Below are 24,870 nucleotides of genomic sequence, written 5' to 3'. Positions count from 1 at the left end.
TGTTCATATAGTTGTTTTCTATATTATATGCAAGTTTTGAATAAAGTGTCAATAAAAAAGACAAAACCGGCATCACCCGATTTTGTCTTTTTTCACCTTCTGTAAACGCAAAGCATTAAGGACGACCGATACCGAGCTGAACGCCATGGCGGCCCCTGCCACCCACGGAGCAAGAAAGCCGGCTGCCGCAATCGGAATGCCTATGGTGTTGTAGCCCAATGCCCATCCTAAATTCTGCTTGATGTTTCTCATAGTCAGCCTGCTCATGCCGATGGCGTCGGCAATGCCGTTCAGGTCTCCGCGGATCAGCGTAATGTCCGCTGCTTCCATTGCGATATCGGTGCCGGTGCCGATGGCCATCCCGATATCGGCCACAGCCAGCGCCGGAGCATCATTGATGCCGTCGCCGACCATTGCCACGCGCCGGCCTTCTTTTTGCAGCCGGGAAATCTCCGCTGCCTTTTGTTCGGGAAGCACTTCGGCAATCACACTGCTGATGCCTGCGGCTTTAGCAATGGCTTCCGCCGTCTTTTGGTTGTCACCGGTCATCATGATGACGTCAAGGCCCATATCCTTCAGGCGTTTCACCGCAGCCTGAGATGTTTCTTTGATCGTATCGGCGACTGCGATAAGCCCCGCCGCTTTGCCGTCTGCCGCAATAAGCATCACCGTTTTTCCTTCCGCCTCCAAGCGGGTCATGTGCGGAAGCAATGCACTATGCTCAATGTGTTCCGATTCCATCAGCCGTCTTGATCCGGCAAGAATCGTTCTCCCGTCAGCCTCTGCATAGATTCCGGAACCGATCCGGGCTTGGAAACGGGTTAGTTTCGGAATGGAAATCCCCCGTTTTTCGGCTCCTGAAACGATGGCTTCTCCAAGCGGGTGCTCCGATCCCGCTTCAGCGGCGGCCGCAAGCCGCAGGAGCTCCTCTTCGTTCATTCCCGCTGCCGGTACGGCGTCTGTCAGCACCGGTCTGCCGTTTGTCACCGTTCCGGTTTTATCCAGTACGATTGTCGTCAGACGCTGGGTCTTTTCTAAGTGCTCTCCGCCTTTAAAGAGAATGCCGAATTCAGCGGCGCGGCCGGAGCCCGCCATAATGCTCGTCGGAGTGGCGAGCCCGAGGGCGCACGGACAGGCAATGACAAGCACGGCGATGAATTTGCCGATCGCTTCAGAAAACTGTCCCGGAGATACCCATACATACCAAATGAGAAAAGTCACCACGGCCAATCCCAGCACAATCGGGACGAAAATGCCTGAAATGTGATCCGCGAGACGCTGAATGGGCGCTTTTGATCCTTGGGCTTCTTCCACGATTTTAATAATGTGTGCAAGCGCGGTATCTTTCCCGACATTCACCGCTCTGATTTTGAGAAAGCCGTTTGCATTGATCGTCGCCCCAGTGACGGTGCTCCCCGGAGACTTATCTGCAGGCATGCTTTCTCCCGTAATCATCGATTCATCAATGGCGGAATGGCCTTCAATCACTTCGCCATCGACAGGAACGCGTTCTCCCGGTTTCACATATACGATGTCCCCCGTCCGGACCTCGTCAATCGGAATCACCTGTACCTTCCCTTCCCGCTCAACAGCCGCCGTCTTCGCCTGAAGCTTCATTAACTTTTTAATCGCTTCTGATGAGCGGCCTTTTGCTTTCATCTCTAAAAGCTTTCCAAGCAAAATCAAAGTCAGCAAAATGGCGCTCGTTTCATAATAAAGCCCCTCGGCATGGCCGTTTCGCCCGAGAGACGCAATCGTCATGTACAGGCTGTACGCGTAAGCGGCCGTCGTTCCGAGCGCAACGAGAACATCCATATTGGCGCTTTTGTTTCTCAGCGCCTTGTACGCTCCCGTATAAAAAGGCCAGCCGATGACGAGCTGCACCGGGGTGGCAAGCGCGAATTGCAGCCACGGATTCATCAGGATATCCGGCATCCAGATAAAAGAAGTAAAAGAAAAATGGCTGACCATCGACCATAGAAGCGGAAAGGAGAGAACGGCAGAAAATATCAGCCTGATCAGCTGTTTACGCTGTTCTTTTTCCTTTTGAGATAATCCGCCGTCTTGGCCGTCCGCTTCCTTATCTTCTAATCGATAGCCGAGTTTTGCCACGGTCTCTTTCAGTTCTTGCGGTGTCACCTCTTTGGGATTGTATTCAACGGAGACCGTTTCAAGGGCGAAATTCACCGGCGCGCCCACAACGCCCTCTATTTTGTTCAGGCGCTTTTCAATCCGATTGGCGCAGGCGGCACACGTCATGCCTTCAATCTGAAAATCGGCTTTTTCCGTCACAACGTGATAGCCGAGTTTTTCAATTTTATCCTTTATGGCGCCAGCTTCGATTTTGTCAGGCTGATAGGAAATATTTGAGGTCTCAAGCGCAAGATTGACGGAAGCGTCATTGACGCCGTCCATCCGTTTCAGTCCTTTTTCAATTCTTGAAGCGCAGGCGGCGCATGTCATGCCTCCCACTTGAATGGTTATCTCTTTCGGTTCACTCAATGCCCTCACCTCTTCTCACAAACCCCCAGGGGGTATCATTTTCATAAAAGAAAACCGCGCCCGTTCCCGAAGCGCGATAAACCTTATACGACGTCATAACCTTGATCTTCAATCGCGTCTTTTATATCTGATACGGAGACTTTGTTCTCATCAAACGTCACATCCACCTGTCCGGCTTCCAATTTCACCTGAACCGCCGTCACTCCGTTCAGTTCTCCTACTCCGGTCTCTACTGCTTTGACGCAGTGCTGACAGGACATGCCTTCGACTTGCAGTGTTTTTTGTTCCATGATGATTCCCTCCACGTCTTGTTTTTTCTTCTTCATGTTACCATACCCCTGTAGGGTATTTCAAAACATTTTATTTCATGATTTCGCGATTTTTTTCACGACATCCAGCAGCTCGGCAATCGCCTGCTCCCCGTTTCCGCTCTCAATGGCGCCGGCTACGCAGTGATGGGCGTGATCTTCCAGCAGATGAAACGCGACTTTTTGCATGGCCGCCTGAACGGCTGAAATCTGCACGAGAATATCCACGCAATATCGTTCGTTTTCCACCATGTTCTGAATGCCCCTGACTTGGCCTTCAATCCGTTTCAGCCGGTTCAGAATCTGGTCTTTTTCCTTGGCGCTTTTATGATTTAACGATTGATGTTCGGTATGTTTGTCCATTTTCCACCTCGTTTTTTTCTTCGTTATCTTTATTATACAGACTTGAAAAACCGGTGTAAAAAATTTTCAACACACAAGTTTTACCAGTACACCTGCGGGGTATATATTGTTATCACATATCAAGAGGGGGAAGTTCATTGAAAACGATACAGGTTGGCATATTGGGATATGGTCTGTCGGGGAAAGTCTTTCATGCGCCGCTTTTGGACGTCCTTGATGATTATCAGATCAAAAAAGTCATGACCTCCAGAACGGATGAGGTCAAACGTGATCTGCCGGGGGCTGAAGCCGTGCGCAAGATTGAAGACATCACCGGTGACCCTGATATTGATCTCGTCATCGTTACGACACCGAGCGGAATGCATTATGAATCAGCGATGAAATGTCTCCTTGCGGGGAAACACACCGTCGTGGAAAAGCCGATGACGGCGACTTCAGCAGAAGCGGAGGAGCTGAGAAGAACGGCTGAAAATAAAGGCGTCTTGCTTAGCGTGTATCACAACCGGCGCTGGGACAATGACTTTTTAACGATTCAAAAGCTGATTCGGGACGGGGCGCTTCAAGACATTCATACATATCAAGTCAACTACGATCTATACAACCCGGTTGTACAAGAAAGATGGCGCGAAAAAAGCGGACCCGCCACGGGAACGCTGTATGATCTCGGTTCACATATTATTGACCAGACACTCCTGCTTTTCGGAATGCCGGAATCCGTCACCGCACATGTGATGAAACAGCGGGACAACAGTGAAACCGTCGATTATTTTCTGGCCGCGCTCCATTACGGCAAACTCCAGGTCATTCTTCAATCCGGCTCCATGAATGCGGCAAGCGGCCCGCGCTATCAGATTCACGGACTGAATGCAAGCTTTATCAAATACGGAAAGGACGGACAGGAAGCTGCGCTTTCAGCCGGCCAAAAGCCGATTGACGAGAGCTGGGGGGCCGATGACCCTGACAGCTTCGGTGAGCTGACAACCGCAGCGGATGAGAAAAGACATACAGAAATAATCCCCTCTGAGAACGGATCTTACCTTACGTACTACAAACGGCTGGCAGACAGCATCTTAAACGGAAAACCGCTTCCTGTTACGGCGGAAGAAGGCATCGATGTCATCCGTGTCATTGAAGCGGTGATGAAAAGCAGCGAACAAAAACGGACGATTGCCCTTTAATATAAAAAACCCCCCAGCCGTATCAGCTGGGAGGTTTTTTTAGATTAGAATGATTTTCCGGCTTCTTTCGCGCGGGCAATCGCATCTTCTTTAATTTGCTGTGCTTTATTCGGTTCAGCATTATGACCTTCAACGATTAATCCGTCGAAAGAAGGAACGCCGAAGAAGTTCATCATGATGCCGATGTAACGGTGGCCCATTTCCATGTCAGCCGCCGGGCCTTCAGAGTAATAGCCTCCGCGCGCCTGAATGTGGAGCGCTTTTTTGTCTGTCAACAGACCGATCGGGCCTTGTTCTGTATATTTGAATGATTTTCCGGCTACAGCTACAGAATCAAGATACGCTTTCATAACAGGCGGGAATGAGAAGTTCCAAAGCGGTGTAACGAATACGTATTTGTCAGCAGATGCGAATTGATCGCTCAGCTCGTTCAGACGGCCGACTTTCGCTTTTTCATTTTCAGAAAGCTCTTCAAAACCTGTGCCGGATTGAAGTTTTCCCCAGCCGCTGAATACATCCGCGTCGATATGAGGAATGTTTTCTTTGTAAAGGTCGATATGTACAACCTCATCATTCGGGTTTGATTCTTTATAAGAATCGATAAACGCTTTTCCTGTCGCCATGCTGTAAGATGTCTTTTCATCATGAGGATGAGCAGTGATATAAAGTACTTTTGCCATTGTAAACAGCCCTTTCGTTTTCAGATTACACACATATTTATTATGAAATATGAATGTTTTTTTATACTGATCAGTTCTGTAATAATTATAGTTACAAAAAAATCTTTTAGCAACAATAATATCTCGAAATCAGTATATTTTTTTTGAAATGCTTTAATGACGGGGGTTGGAAGCAGCAGAAAAAGCAGAAACATTTAGTTTCTGCTCAAAATCGGATTTGGTTTGCAGACCGGAATATCCAATCCGAGATTCCCCCGCAGTGTATCCGCCGGATAGCTTTTTCGGTACAGCCCCTTTTCCTGAAGGATCGGTATGACATCATCCACAAAGGCTTCAAGCATGCCCGGGATGTCAGAGTGAATGATAAACCCATCCGCTGCTTCCCGCTGAAACCATGTTTCAATTAATGATGCCACACGTTCCGGTGTCCCGATAAAGTTGGTTCGCGGAAACGCGGCTTCGCGCGCCACTTGACGCAGCGTAAGATTCCGGGATTTCGCCTCTCTTTTGATACGGTCTGTCGTGCTTTGAAACGCGTTTTTTCCGACGTCGCCCAAATCAGGAAACGGCTCATCCAGCGGAAAACGGCTCAGATCATAATCGTCAAAAAATCTGGCCACATATTTAACGGCGTTCTCTATCGGAATCAGCTCGGCGAATTCCTGATATTTCGCTTCCGCTTCTTCTTGTGAGCCGGCTATAATCGGACTGATTCCCGGAAAGATCCGCAGTTTGGAAGCGTCCCGGCCGTAATCCGCCGCCCGCTTCTTCACATCATCATAAAAAGCTTTCGTTTCCTCAAGTGAATTGGAGTGCGTAAAGACCGCATCGGCATTCCGCGCGGCAAACGACCGGCCGGTTTCTGAAGACCCCGCTTGGAAAACGACCGGCTCTCCCTGTTTGGACCGGCCGATATTCAGCGGGCCCTCCACTTGAAAATACTCGCCTTTGTGATACAGACGATGCAGTTTGTCAGGATCAAAAAACTGTCCGGTTTCTTTGTTGCGGACGAAGGCATCTTCTTCCCAGGAATTCCACAGACCGCGCACCACGTCCACATGTTCCTGGGCGATGGCGTAGCGCCGGCTATGGTCGGGAAGGCTTTCCTTGCTGTGATTGCGCGCAGCCCCCGCCTGCGGAGAAGTGACGAGATTCCAGCCCGCCCGGCCGCCGCTGATATGGTCAAGAGACATGAGCTGTCTTGCGATGGTGAACGGCTCAGTGAACGATGTGGAAAATGTGCCGATTAAACCAAGATGGGTTGTAGAAGCGGCAAGCGCCGATAAAATGGTGATCGGCTCAAACCGATTTAAGAAATGCGGGATGGACTTTTCAGAAATGAACAAGCCGTCCGCAATAAAAGCAAAGCTGAACAGCCCTCTTTCAGCGGTCTGCGCTTTTTGCCTGTAAAACGCCGCATTCGTGCTTGCTGATGGATCGACGTCGGGATGACGCCACCCGTCCGTTGTACCGCCGACACCGTGAATCATGGCTCCGAATTGAATAAGATCCGTCCGGCTCATTTTCTCTCCCCCTTTTTTCCCTCGTAATCGGCAAGCGCCCGTTCTACGTGTTCAATGCCGACTTGAGTAACGGCCTGATACACCCGCCTGTCACCGCTGCCGATTTCAACGACGGGGACATGGCGGATGCCGTACTTCGTGTGAAGCACGTCACGCAATTCATCCCGCTCCGTCACATCAATTGTTTCGTACGCAATGGCCTTTTCCCGCAAATATTCTTTCACTTCCTCGCAATACGCACAGCCCTTTTTGCTCCAAACCACTACATTTGCTTCATGACTCATGTTCATCCCTCCTGTAATTGTGCGGCCGGCTGCACCGCTTCGCTTAACAGCCGATAAGACAACCGTTTTTCTTCAGCGTTTTTGATAGGCGACAAAATCACAAAATCGGTAATGCTGTATTGAACCGATAACCGTCTCAGCTCGGAAGCGGTCTCTTGTTTTGTCCCGGCAATCACACCCGTCTTTTGTGTGATCAGCTTATATGGCTGCGTGACTTGTTCAAGAAACGCATCCGCTTGTTTTCGGGAAGCGACATTCACCTTTTTGCCGTCTTCGAGAATGATTTTGACCGATTCACGCGATACGACGTGTTTTTCCGCTTCCGCTTTTGTATGCGCAGTAAAGACCATCGGCGCAAGGTGGAATTCGGCTTTTGCCCCTTTCGGCAGATGTTCGTCAAAGGCTTGGCGCGCTTTTTCTAACGCAGCGTCTTCACCGTTTATGAAATAGGCGAAAACGAAGGAAATGCCGAGTTTGGCCGCTGTGATCGCGCTTTCTGTGCTGCCGCCGAGCAAAAAGATGTCAGGCGCATACTCAGTATGCGGAGCCGGCCGCAATGACGCGTAGCGATGCGAGTCCGGAAAATCATTGCGGATGAAATGAGTCAGCTCCTCAAGCTTTTCTTCAAATAAACGGGCGGGCTGAATAAGCTCGCGCTGCAGCGCATCGGTTGACAGCTGAAATCCGCCGGGCGCTTTGCCGACACCGAGCGCTATACGGCCGGGGGCAAGGGCGGACAAAACCCGGAACTGCTCCGCCACTTTATAAGGGCTGTAATGCTGCAGCATCACCCCGCCGGATGCGAGGCGGATTTTTTTCGTACTGGCGGCCAGATATCCCAGGACAATTTCCGGTGCTGATCCCGCTATTTCTTCATTGTTATGATGCTCCGCCGCCCAGAAACGGTCATATCCGTATTGTTCGGCCTCTTGAGCCAATCTCACCGTTTGCCGCAAAGCTTCTTCTGCGGTTTGGTTTTCCGCGGTGACACTTTGGTCTAAAATGCTTAAACGAATCATACGACAGGCTCCTTTATGTGTTCTTTTATGTCATAACCGTAATCAGGAAGAACGCGGCGGAGGAACTTCTTCGTTCTTTCTTTTTTCGTCTTGTAAAAGACCTCCTCAGGCGTTCCTTGTTCCACGATTGCGCCTTCATCCATAAACACAATTTGGTCGGACACTCTTCTGGCGAATTCCATTTCATGAGTAACAATGATCATGGTGGCGCCGGTCCGCACAATGTTAAGCATCACCTCAAGCACCTCGCCGACAAGCTCCGGATCGAGGGCTGCGGTCGGTTCATCAAACAGCATCACATCAGGATGAATGGCAAGCGCCCTGGCAATTCCGACCCGCTGCTTTTGGCCTCCCGACAGCTGATTCGGATAGGCGTGCAATTTATCCTGAAGCCCCACCTTGGCCAGTTCCCGCTCCGCAATGGCGTACGCATCTGTTTTTTTCATTTTCCTTGCGACCGTCAGGCCTTCCATGACATTTTGAATCGCCGTTTTATGCGAAAACAAATGATATTGCTGAAAAACCATCGCCGTCTGTTTCCTCAGTCTGAGAATGTCTTTTTTGGCCGGCTTTTTGCAGTTAATGACTTCACCATGTACGGAAATGGCGCCCTCATCCGGCCGCTCAAGTAAATTAAGGCAGCGCAGAAACGTTGTTTTCCCGGAACCGCTCGGACCGATGATGGTCACGACTTCCCCTTTCCGGACACTTAAATTGATCCCTTTTAGCACGTGATGACTGCCAAAATGTTTCTGAATGTTTCGGATTTCGATCATACTGCGCCTCCTTGATATCTGGCCGCTCTTTTTTCCGCCAAAGTGTTTACGGCCTCGAGAATCAGCGTTAATCCCCAATAGATGACGGCCGCCCCGATAAATGCTTCCAAAAACGCATAGTTATCGGATGCCGCAATCGTCGCCGTTCCTGTAATTTCAGGCACTGCAACGATTGCCGCGATTGAAGTGGTATGCAAAAAACCGATGCCTATGTTGGTGAAATTCGGCAGTGATATCATGAACGCCTGCGGCAGAATCACGCGCCGAATCATCTGGCCCCGTGTCAGGCCGATTGAATAAGCCGCTTCCGCCTGCCCCGTATCGACGGCCATGATCCCAGATCGGAGAATTTCCGTCATATAAGCGCCTGCCGTTAATGACAGTGCCATGATGACAAACACGGCGACCGGAATCTGATTGGCCGACCAGCCGAGATGAAAGGCGCGGCTGAAATGATCGGCAATCAGCGGAACGCCTAAATAAATCAGCATAATATGGAGAATCGCCGGGGTGCTTCGGAAAAAAGACACGTAAAACGCTGTGCAGGCAAGCAGCCATTTGATGCGGAATATACGCACCGTGATATTGCCGAGAGCTATGAAAAATCCGGCAATAATCGGAATGACCGTCATTGCCAGTGTAAGCGGAACGGTTTTCATCATTTGTTTTATCGCAGTGCCGATAAACGGAATGTCCAGCTCCAATGTTCTCCCTCCTTTTCAGCTGTGCGCGCTCATGTCAAAAACCGTCACAAGGCGCGTCTCATCTTTCTTGATTCGTTTTTCACACCATCTGAAGACACATTCAAATAAAAGGGCGGCTGCGTAATACAAAACAGAAAGCGAGATATACACTTCAAGAGAATGATTGCTCGATGTTATCAATGTCTGGCCTCTGCCCGACATATCCATCACTCCGATTGAAAAAGCGAGTGACGTATCTTTTAAAAAACCGATCACCATATTCCCGATGTTGGGAAAGGCCTGCACGAGCGCCTGCGGCAGAATGATGCGCCGGAATGTCTGCACCCCGTTCAGCCCGATGCTGAACGCCGCCTCCGCCTGTCCGCGGTCGACACTGTTCACACCTCCCCTGATGATTTCCGCCGCTCTAGCCGCGCTGCTCAGCGCGTACGTGGCGATGGCCGCATACAAAGGGTCCATTTTGGAAGTGTCAATTCCGGCGAGCGCCGTGAGCGCCGGAATGCCGTAAAATACAATAAACAGCTGCACCATAATGGGCGTTCCTCTGAAAAAAGAGATATACAGCTTCGCGATCTGATTCAGCACGGGAATGCGATAGATCCGGGGCAGCGCCAAAAGCAGCCCCAATAGAAAGCCGAACAGCAAAGACACCGCCAATATATACAGCGTGACGGGCAAATACCCGAGCAATGTCGGCACAAAGGATGCGATCATACTGATATCAAACGCTTTTTCCATTGCCGATCCCTCTCTTTTTCACTTAATATTGCTCCTTTGAATAATCCGCGCCGAGCCACTTTTCACTCAGCTTTTTGAGCGTGCCGTCATCAATGATTTCCTTGAGCGCTTTATCAATGTCATCACTCAGCGTTTGCTCATTTTTGTTAAACATAAAGAACACTTTGGCATTTGACAGCACCCCGCCGACCGTTTTTTCTTTGACCGCGCTCGTTTTGTTTTGGAAATCGACAGCAAACGGCGTGGAAATCGTTGCATCGGCGCGGCCGGATTTCAGCTGATTAGCCGCATCGTTTGAACCTTGGCCGGCATAGGCGATTTCAAACGGACTGCCGTGTTTTTCATTCCATTTCTTCAGCACAATCGCGCCGTTTGACGTCGGACTTGTAATGACCCGCTTTCCTTTCAAGTCATCAATGCCGTGAATGTTCCCGTTCTCTTGGAGCACCGTGATTTTCAGCGGGAAGTTGTTATACGCGACTTGATTGAACAGAAATTTTTTCTCCCGTTCGGCGCTTTTCTCCATTTGATGAGCCACGATATCGACTTTATGCTGGCCGAGGCTGACAAGCAAATTGGAGAAATCCATCGTTTTAAAAGTGAAACGATAGTCCGGCAGGCGCCTGTCAAGCTCTTTCACCAGCTCAACATCATAGCCCGTCAATTTTCCTTTATCATCGATAAAGCAAATATTCGGAAATTGAGTTCCCGTGCCGACCGTGATGTTCTTCACATTTTTCTGATTGCCTGATGCCGCCTCCCCGCCAGCGCCGCAGGCTGATAACGCCGCCATTGCGGCAATTGTTAATGACATGACCGCCAGTTTTATTTTCATGTGATCGCCCCGTTTTCTGCTTCAATTATTTCGTGAAACTTGATTTTGAATAATCCGCGCCGAGCCATTTTTCACTCAGCCTTTTCAATGTACCGTCCTTCTCCAGCTTTTGAATCGCCCGATCCGTATCGTCCGCCAGGGTTTGGCTGTTTTTATTGAACATAAAATACACTTCTGTATCCAGCAGCACATCACCGACCGTCTTTTGTTTGAACGCGTGCGTCTTATTTTGAAAATCGACGGCAAACGGCGTAGATACGGTGGCGTCAGCGCGTCCTGTCTCAATTTGGTTCGCTGTATCATTGCTGCCCTGCCCGGCGTATTTCAAATGTATCGGGCTGCCGTGGGCTTTGTTATATGCCGTCATATAATCCGCCGCGTTTGACGTCGCGCCGACGATGACGGTTTTCCCTTTTAAGTCCCGGAGCGTGTGTATCGCGTCATTATCCGCCTTCACTGTGATGTACATCGGCGAGTAGTTATACGGGATTTTGTGATACAAAAAGCGTTTCTCCCGTTCCTTGTTTTTCGCCATATTGTGTGCGATCACGTCAATTTTCCGGTTTCCGAGACTTGTGAGCAGATTCGAAAAATCCATCGTCTTAAAGACAAATTTGTATTGCGGCAGCTGTTTATCAATGGCTTTCATCACTTCAATGTCATAGCCGGTCAGTTCGCCTTTTTCATCCATATAAGCAATGTTTGGAAAATCAGTTCCCGTGCCGACGATGACGGTCTGCACGCCGCTCCCCGCTTTCGTGCTTTCTCCTTGTCCGCACCCGGCCAGCGCGCCGAGCAGCAGAAGCAGACAGCCGGCTCTGATCCGCTTTTTCATCATTGCGCCCAGGTCGGTGTGCCTAACAGCGACGCGTCAAACCGCTCCGGTATGAGCACCTTTCTCATCATGACCCCGATGTCTCCGTCTTTCTCCTGCTCAAAATACACTTCATAGCCCCTCCGTCTGTACATATCCAATAGCCAGGGATGCTTGCGAGCCGAGGTGCCGAGCGTGATGGCCGGGGCCTTCAGCGTATCCCGCAGCACGTGTTCCTCCACATAAGTCAAAAGTTTGCTGCCGATGCCCTGCCCCTTCAGCTCAGGAAGCGTCGCAAACCACCAGACAAACGGATATTTTGAAGGAGGCGTGTCGCTCTCCCACGGAAAACGGATCGTAATGGTTGAAAGAAGCCGTCCGTCCCGTTCCAGCACAACGGCTGAATGATTTTCAATATTTTCTGTTACCATATCAAGGTCAGCCCGCGCCGACGGCCAGTCAATCTCCAAATTGCGAATCGGCTGAAACGCGCTGTACAGCAGTTCTAAAAACTCGGGCGCATCCTTTTTCTCAGCCAATCGAAATATGTCTTCACTCATTCCGTTCACTCTCCCCGCAAATATATATAATTCCAATTTGTTTACTAAGCTTTAATTGTTTATACTATAAAGCAAACTGATTTATTTGACTAATCAAAAAAAATAAAGGGAAAGTTCAAGAAAATTAATGAACAGCCGGGAGGGGATTTCGTTGGAATTACGCACCATTAAAACGTTTCATACCATTGTACAGTCAGGCAGCTTTTATAAGGCCGCCGAAATTCTGAACTATTCACAGCCGACGATTTCAATGCGGATTAAACAGCTGGAGCAGGATGTAGGCGCGCAGCTTTTTGAACGGGGAAAGAAGCTGAAACTGACAAGAGCGGGACGGCTGTTTCATGAGCGGGCGGGGCAGCTTCTCGCACAGTATGAGGTGCTTGACCATACTCTGGCCGACATCAGACAGGGACAGGCCGGCCTTATTCAGATCGGCATATCCGAACCGACGGCAAGCCTGATCTTTCCTGCCGTGCTGCGGGGGTTTTTAGATGATTATCCGGACATGTCGGTCAATGTCAGCGTAGATGATGCCAATACATGCAGCCGCAAACTGCTGGAGGGCGCCATTGATTTTGCGATATGCGGCGAGCCGGAGCTGATTTTGGAAAATTACTTCGATCCGTTTTTCCATGACTCGCTCAATGTCATCGTGTCCGACAGACATCCCCTTGCAGCCAAAACAAGTATCAATCTCGAAGACTTAGAAAATGAATGCCTGATTTTCACGCCCGCCAACTGCCCGATCCGGATTCAAATTGAACAGCACCTGCAGCGGGCCATCGGCAGCCGCTATCGAAAAATGGAGCTGAGCAGCAGCATGGCTCACCAATATTATGTCAGGGAAAATATCGGCGTCTCGATCTTTACGGCGACGGCGCACTCAGAGCCGATCGGAGGCACGAAGGTCATTCCGATCCGTAACTTAACGATTTCACCGCCGGTCGGGCTGTTGACAAACCAAAAAGAAGAGCATTTTGACTCCGCCACAAAAGATTTAATCAGCAGGATCATCAGCCGGTTTCAGCATGATCCGCATTAAAAAACCCCCGCCACTTTGCGGGGGTTTTTGTATATTCATCTTATATAATGCTCCGCACTAAGCCGCCGTCGATCCGCAAAGCAGATCCGTTAATGGCTGACGACAGCGGGCTGCTTAAAAAGGCGACAAAATGGGCGATCTCCTCCGGACGGATCAATCGCTGAATGATCGACGTCGGACGATTTTCCTTCATAAATCGTCTCTCCGCTTCAGCCACTGTCAGGTTTTCACCCGGATAAAGCGACTCCAGCATCGTTTCGACGCCCTCTGTTTTCGTGGAGCCCGGCATGACCGTATTCACCGTCACATTCGTCCCTTCCGTGAGCTCGGCCAGACTGCGTGACAGCGACAGCTGCGTCGTTTTCGTGGCGCTGTAATGGGCCATTTCCTGAGAAGGCATGACGGCCGCTTCACTCGCGATAAAAATCACCCGCCCTTCCTTCCGTTCAATCATCCGCTTTGCATACCGGCGTGTCAGCCGCACGCCGCTCATGATATTCACCTCGAAAAACCGGAGCCACTCCTCGTCAGGAATATCAAAATATTCCGCGGGTTCAAAGATTCCTAAATTGTTCACGAGAATATCCACATCAGGATACTGCTGAAAAATCTCGCCGCATCCTTCCGCCGTGCCTAAATCAAACGCGGCCGGATAGAGCAGGGCATCCGGCGTCTGTTTCTCTAGTTCCCGGATCGTTTCGTTCACCTTTTCTTCACGGCGGCCGTTAATGATCACCGCCGCGCCTTCTGCAATCAGCGAAGCCGCAATCGCCTTCCCGATGCCTGACGTAGATCCCGTCACAAGCGCCGTCTTCCCTTTCAACTGCAAATCCATCGTCCATTCCTCCCTATCGCAAGTCTCTTCTTATATATGGACAGAAATCGAAAGCCTGAAACCTTCCGTCCCTATTATCGGATAGAAAAATGGATGAGGGGAAGTACGCACTTTTTAGTGCCTGTCGTTTGACCCGGCAGACGGCTGTTCGATTTGAATGAAAAACTCACCATCTAACTCTTCTTGAGCCTCTTGAAACAGCTCCAAGACATCATCAGCATCCGAACCCAATGCCTTCTGACTGATCTCAAAATTCTTCCACACCAAAGTCAGCGGATATTCGATCCATCCTGTCAGGCAATCCCATAAGGCATTCAGATTTTCACCATAATAGTCCGGGAAATCTAATTGATCTTTTAAGATTCGGTGTAATGCTTCTGTGCTTGTAATATCTTTACCGTCTATGATAACAACTATCATTCAAATGGACTCCTTTATTTTTCGGATTATATTTAGCAGGATACACCTTGACCCATTACCTCGACCCGTTATTATAACTCATCTCACACTTGTTAAGGAAAAATTAACATTCTAGTTATTTACTGTATTATTTATTGTTGTTAGAATTTAATTGAATCTTATAAGGAGGGTTATAGATAGATGAAAAAATCTTTTGTTTTTCTATTATCGCTAGTGCTTTTATTTAGCATTTTTCCTATCAGCACTTTAGCCATCAAAAAAACGTCAGAAAATGACACGATAACTGTACCAGGAAAAGATGTACAAAACACCGCAGTATTAGTTGATGCTATCAATGAATTAGATGAGAAATTGGATATGAAAAATCTATCATCTAATTCTCCAGAAGAAATAAGTCAACTAAGTTTAGCAGCAAAAACCCTGTATGATACTATTGTAAATTATGAAAATCAAACATCTGCTTCTTTGACAGGCAATGACGCTTTGATCATATTCAAAGAGTATGTTGACGAATTAAATAGAAGTGAAGTTATTAAACCTGTTGAACATATTGTAACAACAATGGGAGTTATAAACTATAAAGAATATAAAATTAGCAACTCACAAATAAAACAATTGAGTGCTGCTGTTGGAATTAATAGTGGATTTTGGGGTACAGCTACAGCTATAGCTAAAATTTTTGCTAAAAGCCCAACTGCACTTACATTAATGTTAGGTGCGGTACCGCTTTTAGGTATGGGTACTATAAATGCCTGCAATTCTAAAGGAAAAGGCATTATTATTACAAAAATGGGTTCAGGAGCAACGAATACATATAGTTGTAGATCTCAATAAAAAAGTGTGAGCTTTCGCTCACACTTTTTTATTTTTTATTTTTCTGATACATTTTGATATAAATTCACTAACAAAAAAAACTATTAAGCCTGATATTAATAACAAAAGTGAATTTATCTTTAAACCCTTGTTAAAAAAATCAAGGATACTATTTATCAATAAAAAACCTGACCAATAGATGAATGAAGAATAGAAAGCTATATTAGTGCTCTTTTCATCCGTATTTCTACTAGTTTTAAAAAACAATTATCTGCCCTCCCTATTCGCTAATCTTTTCAATCCTTAGTATAAATTTTTTCCACGCTCATCAAAAATACTTATTGGTAGTTAAGTGCTTAATCTTTCGTTTAGGTTGGTACATTGAGCCTTCTTCATCTTACTCATGTCGTCACCTCCCATAAAACAATGATAACATGAATTAATTCTAGTTTATATTGTATGTAATTCCCGAAATAGCTAATACTCTTCACTAATTTCAAGTATAAACCGAAAAATTTAAACAATTTCATTTAAAATCTAAACAGAAGAACCATGTACGAGACTGAAAAAAATACTCCGCAATTCAGTCCCTATCTTTCATCTCATTCTGAAAACAGGCAGACAAAGAGCACAGTAATTCTGTTGGCTTTATCTCTATTCTTTACTGTATTTCCTGGACAACTTAATACTTGTCAAAATATGAAAAAACAGATAATACAAAATGATAAGATAAAGCAAACATACAGCACAGAAAAATCATCTTTTAGATTATCCTTTAAAGTAGTGAATGAGTAGTAAGGGAAATTAAAATATACCGGCAGGAAATTAGATATGAGGAGGTATGGCATTAACACGAAAGCCATCTTCCTTTCAGCACAAAGGGAGAAAACGAAGAATTTTAAAAAATGTTGCCAAAATGTTACCGCAGTGCCATCGAAAGCTTTGGAAGCCTTGATAACACTGCGGTTTCGGCATTATGTATGGAGACGGTGGGAGTCGAACCCACGTCCAGAAACATCGATTACTTAAGCGTCTACGAGCGTAGCCTGCATATTTTGTGTTTCACTCGTCTTCGTGCCTGCGGGCGGGCCTTCCGAGAGCTAGTCTGTCAGTCTCTTCTTACGTTCTCAGACGGGAACGTAAGCGTAGCCTACTTGGATGTGCTCTTCACGGACACATAGGCAATGTCAGGAAGAGCTCGCTGCGTTTATTAGGCAGCTAGTGCTAAGTTTTGGTTAAAACTTTTAGTTTTGCCAGTTATATTTAGGTGCGTGTTAACGAGATCGCCTCTCGGCTCGCAGCTCAAGCTCGATCCATCCCTGTCGAATCCGTAACGTCCCCTTGTTAAGGGTATACGGGAGATCTATCAAGCTCTTGCTCAACTGGCTGTACTGTTATTATATCATGATCACAGACAAATTCAATTGGGAATGTCTTCAATAAACAGCCTGTGAATCTGATGTGTGAACAGTATAGCATAGGGCAGTCATCACATCAAGGCTCAGGCATCAGAAGCCTTTTTGTCTGTCTCTGAATGCTCTTTCGATTTCTCTTTTGGCGTCTTTTCGTTTTAAATCTTCGCGTTTATCGTATGTTTTCTTCCCTTTTCCGAGGCCGATTAACACTTTGGCAAAGCCGTTTTTCAAGTACAGCTTCAGCGGCACGAGGGAATAGCCTTTCTCTTTCGTCAGGCCGATCAGCTTATTGATTTCTTTCCTGTGCATCAAAAGCTTTCTCGTCCGGAGCGGGTCGTGGTTATAGCGGTTTCCCTGCTCGTACGGGCTGATGTGCATATTGTGGAGGAACACTTCGCCGCGCTCGATTTTCGCAAAGGAATCCTTCATGTTTACGCGGCCGGCGCGGATGGACTTAATCTCCGTCCCCTGCAGCACGATGCCTGTTTCATAGGTTTCTTCTATAAAGTAATCATGGTTTGCTTTTTTGTTTTGTGATAATACTTTGCCTGATCCTTTTGGCATGCCTTATCCTCCTCTCTCCGCAAAAACCGTTCATGTGTGCGATACGCTTTATTTTAGCAAATGGAGCGTTCCGCGACAATGAAAATGCGGCTTGCGAAAGAAAGCAAACAGAGCATTTTGCCCCATTTGCTTTTCGCATTTACTTCTTCTTTTTGCGTTTTTGTTTCGGCGCGTTTTGGAAACCGCGTTTTTTCTTTTTCTTCTTCGGTTTTGTAAACCATTCCCCTTTTTCCTCCGATTTCGGCGGTGAAGCCGGGGTATTGCTGTTTAACACACGTTTCCGCGCCGGTCTGCCGCGTTTTCTGCGATCGCCTGTTGTTTCTCTCGGACGGCGGGTGCCTTTCATGCCGACAATTTCAAAGTCGATGTTTCTCTCATCTTTATTAACGTCGACGACTTTGACCGTGATTTCGTCTCCGATCCGATAAACGTTGCCCGTGCGTTCGCCGATCATGGCGAAATGCTGCTCGTCAAAACGGTAATAATCATCCGTCATAAAGCTGACGTGCACAAGCCCTTCAATCGTATTCGGCAGCTCGACGAACATTCCGAAGTTTGTGACGGAACTGATCATGCCGTCAAATTCCTCACCGATTTTATCAAGCATATATTCCGCTTTTTTCAGATCGTCCGTTTCCCGCTCTGCATCAACGGCGCGCCGTTCCATCGTTGATGTATGGTCAGCGATTTCCGGCAGGCGTTCGGCCCACTTTTCCTGAGTCGCTTCGTCCGATTGTCCGTTGATCAAATACGTTCTGATCAGCCTGTGAACGATTAAGTCAGGATAACGGCGGATCGGCGATGTGAAGTGCGTATAAAATTCAGTCGCCAGCCCGAAATGGCCCAAGCTTTGCGGATCGTATTTCGCCTGCTTCATGGAACGGAGCATGACGGTTGAAATCACCGTTTCTTCCGGACGGTCCCGCACTTCGTCAAGAATGCTTTGCAGCGCGCGCGGATGAATGTCTCCGGCTTTCCCTTTGACGATATAACCGAATGTCGTGACGAACTCCAGGAACTTTTGCAGTTTTTCGGCGTTCGGTTCTTCGTGAATCCGGTAAATAAACGGCACGTTCATCCAATGGAAGTGCTCGGCCACCGTTTCGTTTGCCACGAGCATGAATTCTTCAATCAGCTTTTCCGCTACTGAGCGCTCTCTGATGACGACGTCTTTTACGGCGCCTTCCTCATCGACGAGCACCTTCGCCTCTTTGAAATCAAAATCCACGGCGCCGCGGTCCATCCGTTTCGCCCGGAGAATTTCCGCCAGACGTTCCATGTCTTTGAACATCGGGACGAGCGGCTCATACCTTTCTTTCAGCTCGGCGTCGTCTTCTGTGAGAATCCGGTTGACATCTGAATAGGTCATTCTTTCCGTCGTTTTAATGACGCTTTGGAAGATCTCGTGCTCTGTCACCTGTCCCTGCTGGTTGATTGTCATTTCGCAGGAAAGCGTCAGGCGGTCGACCTTCGGATTTAAAGAACAGATTCCGTTAGACAGTCTGTGCGGAATCATCGGAATGACCCGGTCAACCAGATACACGCTTGTCCCTCTTTCCAGCGCTTCTTTGTCAATCGGGGAATTCTCCGTGACGTAATGGCTGACATCGGCAATATGGACGCCGAGCTTGTAGCTGCCGTTATCAAGCTTTGTTACAGTGACGGCGTCATCCAGATCCTTCGCATCCGCGCCGTCAATGGTGACAATGACCTGATCGCGGAGATCACGGCGGTCTTTGATGTCTTTTTCATCGATAGTATCGGGCGTGCTTGTTGCCTGCTCCATCGCTTCAGCCGGAAAATCTCCCGGCAGGCCGTGCTTATGGATGATGGATAAAATATCGATGCCCGGATCATTTTTATGGCCGAGTATTTCAACGATTTCTCCTTCGGCGTTCATTCTGCCTTCAGGGTAGCTTGTCAGTTTGACGACGACTTTATGGCCTTCCGCAGCGCCGTTATTGGCATGTTTCGGAATAAAAATATCACTCGTGATTTTCTTATCATCCGGGATGACAAAGCCGAAGCTTTTTGTTTCTGTGTATGTGCCCACGACGCGGTCGATGCTTCTTTCCAGGATGCGGATGACCGTGCCTTCCTGTCTCGATCCGCTTGACTGGGAATTGAGCCGCACCATGACGATATCGCCGTTCATAGCTGTATTCAGCTCATTCGGCGGAATAAACACATCGCTTAAAGAGGTATCCTCCGGCAATAGAAACGCGAATCCCTTTGCATGCGCGGAAATTTTTCCTTTTACTAAATTCATTTTTTCCGGAAGCCCGTAGCGGTTGCTTCTGGTGCGGACGATCTGTCCGGTCTCCTCGAGCGCCACCAGCGCTTTTACCAGTTCTTTAAATTCTTCGGCTTCCGTGATGTTCAGCATCTCCTCAAGTTCCTGAACGGTAAGGGGCTTGTACGCCTCTTCCTTCATAAACGCGAGAAGACGGTCCATAAACGCTTCTTTTTCCATTATCCGACCTCCTGTTTGTTACCAATCGAGTTTCTCTAAAAATTCGTACACATCCTGATGAACGAGGTCCCGTTCTTTGTCCAGCGTAATGACATGTCCTGACTCTTCATACCATTTCAGCTGTTTGTCGTCCGTTTCCACCTCGTTGTAAATGATGTCTGCACTGTCTGTGTTAATCATATGGTCATGCCGTGCCTGAACCACAAATGTCGGGGAATAGATCATGTCGACGTTTTTGCGCACATCGGCAATCAGCTCCTGAAGCGATTTGAGCGTATTCATCGGCGTTTTTTCAAACTCCTTCATTTCCTTTTCAATCTGCTCCGGCTGTTTTCCTTCGAATTTTTTATAATTGCGCGCGTAGGAGAGAACTCCTTCGTACATAACCTCTTCACTTTTAATGTGCATCGGAGCACACATAGGAACAATTCCCTTTATGGGTACAGTGTAACCCAATTTCAATGAAAAAACCCCGCCAAGCGACAGTCCGCAGGCCGCAATGTTTTCATAGCCTTCAGATTGTAAATATTCATACCCGTCCATGACGTCTTTCCACCAATCTTCAGGTCCCGTATGTACCAGCTCTTCCGGCGGAACGCCGTGCCCTTTATATTGAGGCGCGTGACAAGTGTAGCCGCGCTCATTTAAGTAGCGGCCGAGCATTCTGACGTCTGCCGTATTTCCCGTAAACCCGTGCAGCAGAAGCACCGCCTTGTCTCCGCCTTTAAATGTAAATGGTTTTGGTGTCACAATTTTCATGCTCATAACCCCTTTTTTGCACATTCAATTTAGTTTTCCACAGTTTTGCGAGAAACAAACGCCGTCTCTCAACAAGAAAAAGGCCTGATATTAAATCAGACCTTATACAAACATTGCCTTATACGATATACGCCAGCGAAATCGTCAACACGAAAAACAAGACTGCCAGCACAACGGTTGTGCGGTGAAGAATCAGATCAAGGCCCCTTGCTTTCTGTTTTCCGAAAAGCTGCTCCGCCCCGCCTGAAATCGCACCCGATAAACCGGCGCTTTTGCTGGATTGAAGCAATACGACAATAATAAGTGCAATACTGACGATAACCAATAAGGTAATCAATAAAGTGTGCATCCCATACACCTCCAGACTGACTGGCCTACATTGCTTCTATTTTACATGAAAAGCAAAGGCATGTCACGCCGTATCGGTGCACATCATGTCAGAAAAACGGAAATGCAATTTGAATCTTTCATCACTGTTGACTTTTGTCAACAAAATCGTAGTAAAAAAGATCTTCAAACTTCATGTCAAAGTAATAGAGCATCTTTCCGATGACCAGCTGGCCCGGCCTCCGCTCTCCATTCAGTACACGGCTCAGTGTGGCGGGAGATATTCCGATCTCCAGGGCGAGCTGGTTTAACGAGTAGTCATTATTGACCATATACTGCAGCACATAATCTCTTCTGATCTGTATCTTTTCGACCACTTTCTTCACCTTCCGTTCTGTCAAATACTTTCTTTCTTATACATAAGATACGGCTTTTGTTAACTTTTGTCAATACTTTTCCAGCCTGACTATTCCCTTTAGTCAATAAACATACTAGAATATAATTAGACCGCGGGAGGGGGAGAGACTGTGGAAAGCTTCGGGAAACAATTACGGACATTGCGGGAGAAACGGCATCTGACAGTGAACCAGCTGGCAACGTATTCAGGCGTCAGCGCCGCGGGAATCTCGCGGATTGAAAACGGCAAACGCGGGGTGCCGAAACCTGCAACCATTAAAAAGCTCGCAGATGCGTTAAAAATCCCGTATGAGGAACTGATGCAGACGGCGGGATACATAGAGACCGTTCAGGAAACGAGAGCCCCATACGACACAGGCTGCACCTTGCTGGAAAAAGCCGAAACGTATGAGCTGGATGATTTATCACTTTTGGAGCGGGAGAACTGGCGGCACCTGTCGAAAGAAGACTTGGTTCTGCTTGATAAATACTTTGCATTCTTGTCAGCGGAAGCCAAAAAAAGAAAAAATGAAGACTCATGACTTTGCACATGTGAGGCGATCTTATTGAACACATTCGGAAAGCAATTAAGAGAGCTGCGCCGCGCCCGGAAGCTTACCGTCAATCAGCTTGCCGTCTATTCCGGCGTCAGCTCGGCGACCATTTCCAGAATTGAAAACGGGCACCGCGGCATTCCTAAACCGGCGACCATCAAGAAATTGGCGGACACATTAAAAATTCCGTACGAAGAGTTAATGGCGCGGGCCGGACACATCAAGGCATTTCAGGAGGAAATCCGCGAAACATCCGAAAGCTATCAATCCATCCGTGCCATCTATCAGACCGCCGTTGACAGAGGCGCGGAGCATCTGCCGCTGTTTGACAGCAAAAAGTGGCAGCACTTCACAAAGGAAGACATTGAAAGCGTCAGCAAATACTTTGATTTTATCGCGGCTGAAGCAAAAAAGCGCTCCCCGGATTCCTCATCCTCTTTTTGATCCTCCCTCAACTTAACAAGCGCCAGACGTACGTTCCCTCCGATTTTGCGGTATAATAGCAGAAGACGAGGTGAAAAAGCATGAACCAATCAGAAATGTGCCCCAGATTCGAAAAAGCGGTCGACATCCTAAGTAAACGCTGGGTGGCTCTAATCGTCTTTCAGTTATTGAACGGACAGCAGCGATTTAGCGAAATTGAAGCGGCGCTTCCGAATTTAAGCGGAAGAGTCTTGTCAGAACGTCTGAAAGAACTTGAAACAGAAGGTGTGATCAAACGGGATGTTATCCCCGAAACGCCTGTCCGTATTGAGTATTCTTTAACGAAAAAAGGCTGCGCATTAGCCCCTATTTTAGAGGAAATTTCCAAGTGGTCTTCAACATGGATTGATCCTTCCTGATAAACGCTTTTCCGCATAAGCGGCTGATCTCTCAAACGGACAGCCGTTTTCATTTTGCCTTTCTTAAACAGGAAAACAAGCCCTCATGTGTGCGGGGCTTGTTTTTGTCTGATGCCTTCCAGCGGAATTCGGATTTCCGCACGGGCTCCTCCAGACTCTTGATTTTCAAGTATTAATTCACCGTGATGAAGATGTACGACATGATGGGCGAATGTAAGCCCCATGCCGTGATGCCCCGCCGAATGTCTGCTTTTATCCTCCGTGTAAAAAAGCTGTGTCGCCCTTTTCAACGCTTCCTGCGAGAACCCGCTTCCGCTGTCGGATACGGCAATACTGAGTGCGGTATCGGTGCATAGGACGTCCACACGGATTTCTCCTCTTTCCGGCGTATAGTCGACGGCATTCGCCGCGATATTCATGACCGCCCTGCGAAGCAGTTCTTGATCAATCGGCGCTTCTTTTCGGTCAATGCCCCGCTCACTGAGGACGAGATCAATCTGTTTCGGCCCCGCAAGCGCCGCCGCGTCACGATATATGTTTTGAGCCCACTCTTTGAGATCGGTATATTCCAGATGAACGGCAACTGCCTCCTCCGCTTTAGAAAGCTGAATCAGCTGCCCGACATATTGCTCGATTTTGTTTCCGGCATCAAGGATATACTGCGTGTATTCCGTCTGTTCCTCATCAGGTTCTGTTAACTGAAGCAGCTCGGCATTTCCTTTAATGATCGTTGCCGGAATTTTAATATCATGCGCAAGCGCGCCGATCTGTTCCTTCTTTATCCGCTCCGCCTCCCATTGCGCAGCCAGAGATGCCTGAAGCGCGTCTTTCATTTTCAGCAGAGAGTCAATGACATCGTCAAATTCCTTTATGCGCGGCCTTTTTGGATTGATATTTAAATTCTGTTTTTGAATGCTTGCCGTAATGGAGCTGAGTGTGCTGAAATGCCGTCTCAGCTGATTGGCGAATCGCGTCGTCACGATAAACACAGTTAAAAGAAGCAAAGTGATCAGAACCGCAAGACCCGTCCATTCATAATTCGGCAGATAGCGCCTTAGCAGCGGCGACTGAAATTCCGACCTGAGTGAATATTGGAGAACGCCATATTCATTTTTCCGATCAACCACCATGAATCCTTTTTGAGCATAATTAAAATACGGCTGGTGCTGGATCTTTTTTCTGGCGCTGGCCGCGTCTTTTTCCGTCATCGTTCCTTTCGTCATCCGCTTCGTTTTTTTATCAAAAACGGCGTATGTCATACCGTCGGGAATCATGTCTTCTGTTATCTTTTCCGCCGATTTCAGGCGGGGCTTGATCTGTTCCGCCTCATGCTCGCTGTAATTTGCCGGCAGGATCGCTCCGGCATTCAGGGCAATGGCATTTAAGGCGACGCATAATGCCGCCACCCCCATCGTGCTCAGACACAGCGTGATGGTAAATTTGACAAGCTCTTTGCGGATGCTGGATTTTCCTTTTGCTATTCCCATTTGTATCCGACACCCCACACCGTTTTGATCGGATCAGCCCCGTGTTCTTTACATTTTTTCCGGATGGTTCTGATAAACTCCGTAATGGTTGAATAGAGCGCATCGCCGTCCAAGCCGTACACTTCCTCGTAAATCTGCTCCCGTGAGAATGTTCTGTTTTTATGCTGTGCCAGAAATTCTACGATTTTATATTCGTTTTTCGTAAGAGGCAGTTTCCGGTCATCAAACCATACTTCTTTATTGTCAAAATCAAACATGAAGCCTGATATCAGACGTTTTGTCTGACGCTTTTCCCGCTGTTCCCTTCTGACATGCGCGTTTACCCTTGCCATCAATTCCTGTACGCCGAACGGCTTTGTGATGTAATCATCAGCGCCTGTCATGAGGCCTTTCACAATGGATTCTTCGTCAGACTTTGCCGTTAAAAACAGGATCGGGCTGTCCACCAGCGGCCGAATCCTCCGGCAGAGTTCAATCCCGTCGGTTCCGGGCATCATGACATCAAGAAGAATCAAATCATAGCCTTGAAAAAAATCCAATGACTGATCTTCCGCTTTTTCCAGAATCGTTACTGTATGCTGATCACGCTGTAAAATGTTTCTGATCAGAACGAGAATATCTTTTTCATCATCTACCGCTAAAATGTTTGCCACCGGCCG

At 47.8% G+C, this 24,870-nt stretch carries 28 protein-coding genes and 1 other RNA gene; 6 read left to right on the top strand and 23 right to left on the bottom strand.

The features are described 5' to 3' along the window. Positions 1-72: 72 nt before the first annotated feature. From Y79_RS0112185 to csoR, 3 genes are all read right to left on the bottom strand, one after another. On the bottom strand, positions 73-2,502 hold the full coding sequence (locus Y79_RS0112185) for a heavy metal translocating P-type ATPase (RefSeq protein WP_016937929.1): 2,430 nt from the start codon (positions 2,500-2,502) through the stop codon (positions 73-75). An 83-nt stretch (positions 2,503-2,585) separates the two neighbouring features. Then, a complete protein-coding gene (gene copZ / locus Y79_RS0112180; RefSeq protein WP_015240581.1) occupies positions 2,586-2,792 on the bottom strand; it encodes a copper chaperone CopZ in 207 nt (68 codons plus the stop codon). 75 nt (positions 2,793-2,867) lie between these two features. Beyond that, on the bottom strand, positions 2,868-3,173 hold the full coding sequence (gene csoR / locus Y79_RS0112175) for a copper-sensing transcriptional repressor CsoR (RefSeq protein WP_013353610.1): 306 nt from the start codon (positions 3,171-3,173) through the stop codon (positions 2,868-2,870). Positions 3,174-3,310: 137 nt separating this feature from the next. On the opposite strand from csoR, the gene Y79_RS0112170 reads away from it, so the two are divergent. Continuing rightward, the gene (locus Y79_RS0112170) at positions 3,311-4,351 is read left to right on the top strand and encodes an oxidoreductase (protein WP_016937928.1); all 1,041 of its coding nucleotides are present in this window, start codon (positions 3,311-3,313) and stop codon (positions 4,349-4,351) included. Positions 4,352-4,395: 44 nt separating this feature from the next. Here the strand turns inward: Y79_RS0112170 and azoRB are convergent, their stop codons facing one another. The 10 genes from azoRB to Y79_RS0112115 all read right to left on the bottom strand — a co-directional run bounded on the left by azoRB (position 4,396) and on the right by Y79_RS0112115 (position 12,284). Further along, complete coding sequence (azoRB, locus tag Y79_RS0112165) at positions 4,396-5,031, bottom strand: FMN-dependent NADH-azoreductase AzoRB (protein ID WP_003151719.1); 636 nt, start codon at positions 5,029-5,031, stop codon at positions 4,396-4,398. A 194-nt stretch (positions 5,032-5,225) separates the two neighbouring features. Then, positions 5,226-6,554: an LLM class flavin-dependent oxidoreductase gene (locus tag Y79_RS0112155; protein WP_016937926.1), complete on the bottom strand. Its 1,329-nt coding sequence runs from the start codon at positions 6,552-6,554 to the stop codon at positions 5,226-5,228. Continuing rightward, positions 6,551-6,838: a glutaredoxin family protein gene (locus tag Y79_RS0112150; RefSeq protein ID WP_016937925.1), complete on the bottom strand. Its 288-nt coding sequence runs from the start codon at positions 6,836-6,838 to the stop codon at positions 6,551-6,553. Before Y79_RS0112150 ends, Y79_RS0112155 begins: the two co-directional genes overlap by 4 nt. Positions 6,839-6,840: 2 nt before the next feature. Next, complete coding sequence (locus tag Y79_RS0112145) at positions 6,841-7,857, bottom strand: LLM class flavin-dependent oxidoreductase (RefSeq protein WP_016937924.1); 1,017 nt, start codon at positions 7,855-7,857, stop codon at positions 6,841-6,843. Further along, positions 7,854-8,633: an amino acid ABC transporter ATP-binding protein gene (locus Y79_RS0112140; RefSeq protein WP_016937923.1), complete on the bottom strand. Its 780-nt coding sequence runs from the start codon at positions 8,631-8,633 to the stop codon at positions 7,854-7,856. The genes Y79_RS0112145 and Y79_RS0112140 overlap by 4 nt, the downstream gene beginning before the upstream one ends. Continuing rightward, entirely contained in the window at positions 8,630-9,337 is a 708-nt protein-coding gene (locus tag Y79_RS0112135; protein WP_016937922.1) for an amino acid ABC transporter permease, read from the bottom strand. Before Y79_RS0112135 ends, Y79_RS0112140 begins: the two co-directional genes overlap by 4 nt. A 15-nt stretch (positions 9,338-9,352) precedes the next feature. Next, on the bottom strand, positions 9,353-10,075 hold the full coding sequence (locus tag Y79_RS0112130; protein WP_016937921.1) for an amino acid ABC transporter permease: 723 nt from the start codon (positions 10,073-10,075) through the stop codon (positions 9,353-9,355). Positions 10,076-10,097: 22 nt separating this feature from the next. Then, the gene (locus Y79_RS0112125) at positions 10,098-10,910 is read right to left on the bottom strand and encodes an amino acid ABC transporter substrate-binding protein (protein ID WP_016937920.1); all 813 of its coding nucleotides are present in this window, start codon (positions 10,908-10,910) and stop codon (positions 10,098-10,100) included. 25 nt (positions 10,911-10,935) lie between these two features. Beyond that, entirely contained in the window at positions 10,936-11,748 is an 813-nt protein-coding gene (locus tag Y79_RS0112120; protein WP_420535170.1) for an amino acid ABC transporter substrate-binding protein, read from the bottom strand. Then, on the bottom strand, positions 11,745-12,284 hold the full coding sequence (locus Y79_RS0112115; RefSeq protein ID WP_013353621.1) for a GNAT family N-acetyltransferase: 540 nt from the start codon (positions 12,282-12,284) through the stop codon (positions 11,745-11,747). The genes Y79_RS0112120 and Y79_RS0112115 overlap by 4 nt, the downstream gene beginning before the upstream one ends. A gap of 151 nt (positions 12,285-12,435) precedes the next feature. Here Y79_RS0112115 and Y79_RS0112110 point away from each other — a divergent pair, with 151 nt between their 5' ends. Beyond that, positions 12,436-13,326: a LysR family transcriptional regulator gene (locus Y79_RS0112110; protein ID WP_016937918.1), complete on the top strand. Its 891-nt coding sequence runs from the start codon at positions 12,436-12,438 to the stop codon at positions 13,324-13,326. A 40-nt stretch (positions 13,327-13,366) separates the two neighbouring features. On the opposite strand, the gene Y79_RS0112105 is transcribed toward Y79_RS0112110, so the two are convergent. Both Y79_RS0112105 and Y79_RS0112100 read right to left on the bottom strand, forming a co-directional pair. Continuing rightward, a complete protein-coding gene (locus Y79_RS0112105) occupies positions 13,367-14,161 on the bottom strand; it encodes an SDR family NAD(P)-dependent oxidoreductase (protein ID WP_016937917.1) in 795 nt (264 codons plus the stop codon). A 114-nt stretch (positions 14,162-14,275) separates the two neighbouring features. After that, positions 14,276-14,581 (bottom strand): barstar family protein, encoded by a 306-nt coding sequence (locus Y79_RS0112100; RefSeq protein WP_016937916.1) that lies wholly within the window; start codon positions 14,579-14,581, stop codon positions 14,276-14,278. A 180-nt stretch (positions 14,582-14,761) separates the two neighbouring features. Here Y79_RS0112100 and Y79_RS0112095 point away from each other — a divergent pair, with 180 nt between their 5' ends. After that, positions 14,762-15,415 (top strand): hypothetical protein, encoded by a 654-nt coding sequence (locus Y79_RS0112095; protein ID WP_016937915.1) that lies wholly within the window; start codon positions 14,762-14,764, stop codon positions 15,413-15,415. Positions 15,416-16,372: 957 nt separating this feature from the next. On the opposite strand, the gene ssrA is transcribed toward Y79_RS0112095, so the two are convergent. From ssrA to Y79_RS0112065, 6 genes are all read right to left on the bottom strand, one after another. Continuing rightward, positions 16,373-16,735, bottom strand: a transfer-messenger RNA (tmRNA) gene (ssrA, locus tag Y79_RS1000000120885). 167 nt (positions 16,736-16,902) lie between these two features. Beyond that, on the bottom strand, positions 16,903-17,373 hold the full coding sequence (smpB, locus tag Y79_RS0112085; protein WP_003151688.1) for an SsrA-binding protein: 471 nt from the start codon (positions 17,371-17,373) through the stop codon (positions 16,903-16,905). A gap of 139 nt (positions 17,374-17,512) precedes the next feature. After that, the gene (gene rnr, locus Y79_RS0112080) at positions 17,513-19,846 is read right to left on the bottom strand and encodes a ribonuclease R (protein WP_016937914.1); all 2,334 of its coding nucleotides are present in this window, start codon (positions 19,844-19,846) and stop codon (positions 17,513-17,515) included. An 18-nt stretch (positions 19,847-19,864) separates the two neighbouring features. Then, positions 19,865-20,605 carry an alpha/beta hydrolase gene (locus Y79_RS0112075; protein WP_016937913.1) on the bottom strand — a complete coding sequence of 247 codons (741 nt, stop codon included), beginning with the start codon at positions 20,603-20,605 and terminating at the stop codon, positions 19,865-19,867. A gap of 118 nt (positions 20,606-20,723) precedes the next feature. Continuing rightward, entirely contained in the window at positions 20,724-20,954 is a 231-nt protein-coding gene (gene secG / locus Y79_RS0112070; protein WP_013353627.1) for a preprotein translocase subunit SecG, read from the bottom strand. 121 nt (positions 20,955-21,075) lie between these two features. Beyond that, complete coding sequence (locus tag Y79_RS0112065) at positions 21,076-21,264, bottom strand: helix-turn-helix domain-containing protein (protein ID WP_101605598.1); 189 nt, start codon at positions 21,262-21,264, stop codon at positions 21,076-21,078. Positions 21,265-21,459: 195 nt separating this feature from the next. Between Y79_RS0112065 and rghR the strand changes: the two genes are divergently transcribed. The 3 genes from rghR to Y79_RS0112050 all read left to right on the top strand — a co-directional run bounded on the left by rghR (position 21,460) and on the right by Y79_RS0112050 (position 22,724). Continuing rightward, complete coding sequence (gene rghR / locus Y79_RS0112060; RefSeq protein ID WP_016937911.1) at positions 21,460-21,870, top strand: transcriptional repressor RghR; 411 nt, start codon at positions 21,460-21,462, stop codon at positions 21,868-21,870. 24 nt (positions 21,871-21,894) lie between these two features. Then, entirely contained in the window at positions 21,895-22,326 is a 432-nt protein-coding gene (locus Y79_RS0112055; protein ID WP_016937910.1) for a helix-turn-helix domain-containing protein, read from the top strand. 80 nt (positions 22,327-22,406) lie between these two features. Further along, positions 22,407-22,724, top strand: coding sequence for a winged helix-turn-helix transcriptional regulator (locus Y79_RS0112050; protein WP_016937909.1), 318 nt, complete (start codon positions 22,407-22,409; stop codon positions 22,722-22,724). 83 nt (positions 22,725-22,807) lie between these two features. On the opposite strand, the gene Y79_RS0112045 is transcribed toward Y79_RS0112050, so the two are convergent. Together Y79_RS0112045 and Y79_RS0112040 are read right to left on the bottom strand one after the other, a co-directional pair. Beyond that, positions 22,808-24,211 carry a sensor histidine kinase gene (locus Y79_RS0112045; protein WP_016937908.1) on the bottom strand — a complete coding sequence of 468 codons (1,404 nt, stop codon included), beginning with the start codon at positions 24,209-24,211 and terminating at the stop codon, positions 22,808-22,810. Beyond that, positions 24,202-24,864 carry a response regulator transcription factor gene (locus Y79_RS0112040; protein WP_016937907.1) on the bottom strand — a complete coding sequence of 221 codons (663 nt, stop codon included), beginning with the start codon at positions 24,862-24,864 and terminating at the stop codon, positions 24,202-24,204. Before Y79_RS0112040 ends, Y79_RS0112045 begins: the two co-directional genes overlap by 10 nt. Positions 24,865-24,870 lie beyond the last annotated feature (6 nt).

This window comes from Bacillus siamensis KCTC 13613 (assembly GCF_000262045.1).
Taxonomy (GTDB): Bacteria; Bacillota; Bacilli; order Bacillales; family Bacillaceae; genus Bacillus; species Bacillus siamensis.
The sequence above is the reverse complement of the archived record's forward strand: the minus strand, read 5'-3'. Positions and strand labels throughout refer to the sequence as shown.

Coding starts and splice junctions, on each gene's coding strand:
- Y79_RS0112045 (WP_016937908.1), bottom strand. CDS start 24,211: ATGGGAATAGCAAAAGGAAAATCCAGCATCCGCAAAGAGCTTGTCAAA.
- Y79_RS0112155 (WP_016937926.1), bottom strand. CDS start 6,554: ATGAGCCGGACGGATCTTATTCAATTCGGAGCCATGATTCACGGTGTC.
- Y79_RS0112050 (WP_016937909.1), top strand. CDS start 22,407: ATGAACCAATCAGAAATGTGCCCCAGATTCGAAAAAGCGGTCGACATC.
- Y79_RS0112130 (WP_016937921.1), bottom strand. CDS start 10,075: ATGGAAAAAGCGTTTGATATCAGTATGATCGCATCCTTTGTGCCGACA.
- azoRB (WP_003151719.1), bottom strand. CDS start 5,031: ATGGCAAAAGTACTTTATATCACTGCTCATCCTCATGATGAAAAGACA.
- Y79_RS0112075 (WP_016937913.1), bottom strand. CDS start 20,605: ATGAAAATTGTGACACCAAAACCATTTACATTTAAAGGCGGAGACAAG.
- Y79_RS0112095 (WP_016937915.1), top strand. CDS start 14,762: ATGAAAAAATCTTTTGTTTTTCTATTATCGCTAGTGCTTTTATTTAGC.
- Y79_RS0112065 (WP_101605598.1), bottom strand. CDS start 21,264: ATGGTCAATAATGACTACTCGTTAAACCAGCTCGCCCTGGAGATCGGA.
- Y79_RS0112150 (WP_016937925.1), bottom strand. CDS start 6,838: ATGAGTCATGAAGCAAATGTAGTGGTTTGGAGCAAAAAGGGCTGTGCG.
- smpB (WP_003151688.1), bottom strand. CDS start 17,373: ATGCCAAAAGGATCAGGCAAAGTATTATCACAAAACAAAAAAGCAAAC.
- Y79_RS0112120 (WP_420535170.1), bottom strand. CDS start 11,748: ATGATGAAAAAGCGGATCAGAGCCGGCTGTCTGCTTCTGCTGCTCGGC.
- copZ (WP_015240581.1), bottom strand. CDS start 2,792: ATGGAACAAAAAACACTGCAAGTCGAAGGCATGTCCTGTCAGCACTGC.
- Y79_RS0112145 (WP_016937924.1), bottom strand. CDS start 7,857: ATGATTCGTTTAAGCATTTTAGACCAAAGTGTCACCGCGGAAAACCAA.
- secG (WP_013353627.1), bottom strand. CDS start 20,954: ATGCACACTTTATTGATTACCTTATTGGTTATCGTCAGTATTGCACTT.
- Y79_RS0112105 (WP_016937917.1), bottom strand. CDS start 14,161: ATGGATTTGCAGTTGAAAGGGAAGACGGCGCTTGTGACGGGATCTACG.
- Y79_RS0112125 (WP_016937920.1), bottom strand. CDS start 10,910: ATGAAAATAAAACTGGCGGTCATGTCATTAACAATTGCCGCAATGGCG.
- Y79_RS0112140 (WP_016937923.1), bottom strand. CDS start 8,633: ATGATCGAAATCCGAAACATTCAGAAACATTTTGGCAGTCATCACGTG.
- rnr (WP_016937914.1), bottom strand. CDS start 19,846: ATGGAAAAAGAAGCGTTTATGGACCGTCTTCTCGCGTTTATGAAGGAA.
- Y79_RS0112100 (WP_016937916.1), bottom strand. CDS start 14,581: ATGATAGTTGTTATCATAGACGGTAAAGATATTACAAGCACAGAAGCA.
- csoR (WP_013353610.1), bottom strand. CDS start 3,173: ATGGACAAACATACCGAACATCAATCGTTAAATCATAAAAGCGCCAAG.
- Y79_RS0112115 (WP_013353621.1), bottom strand. CDS start 12,284: ATGAGTGAAGACATATTTCGATTGGCTGAGAAAAAGGATGCGCCCGAG.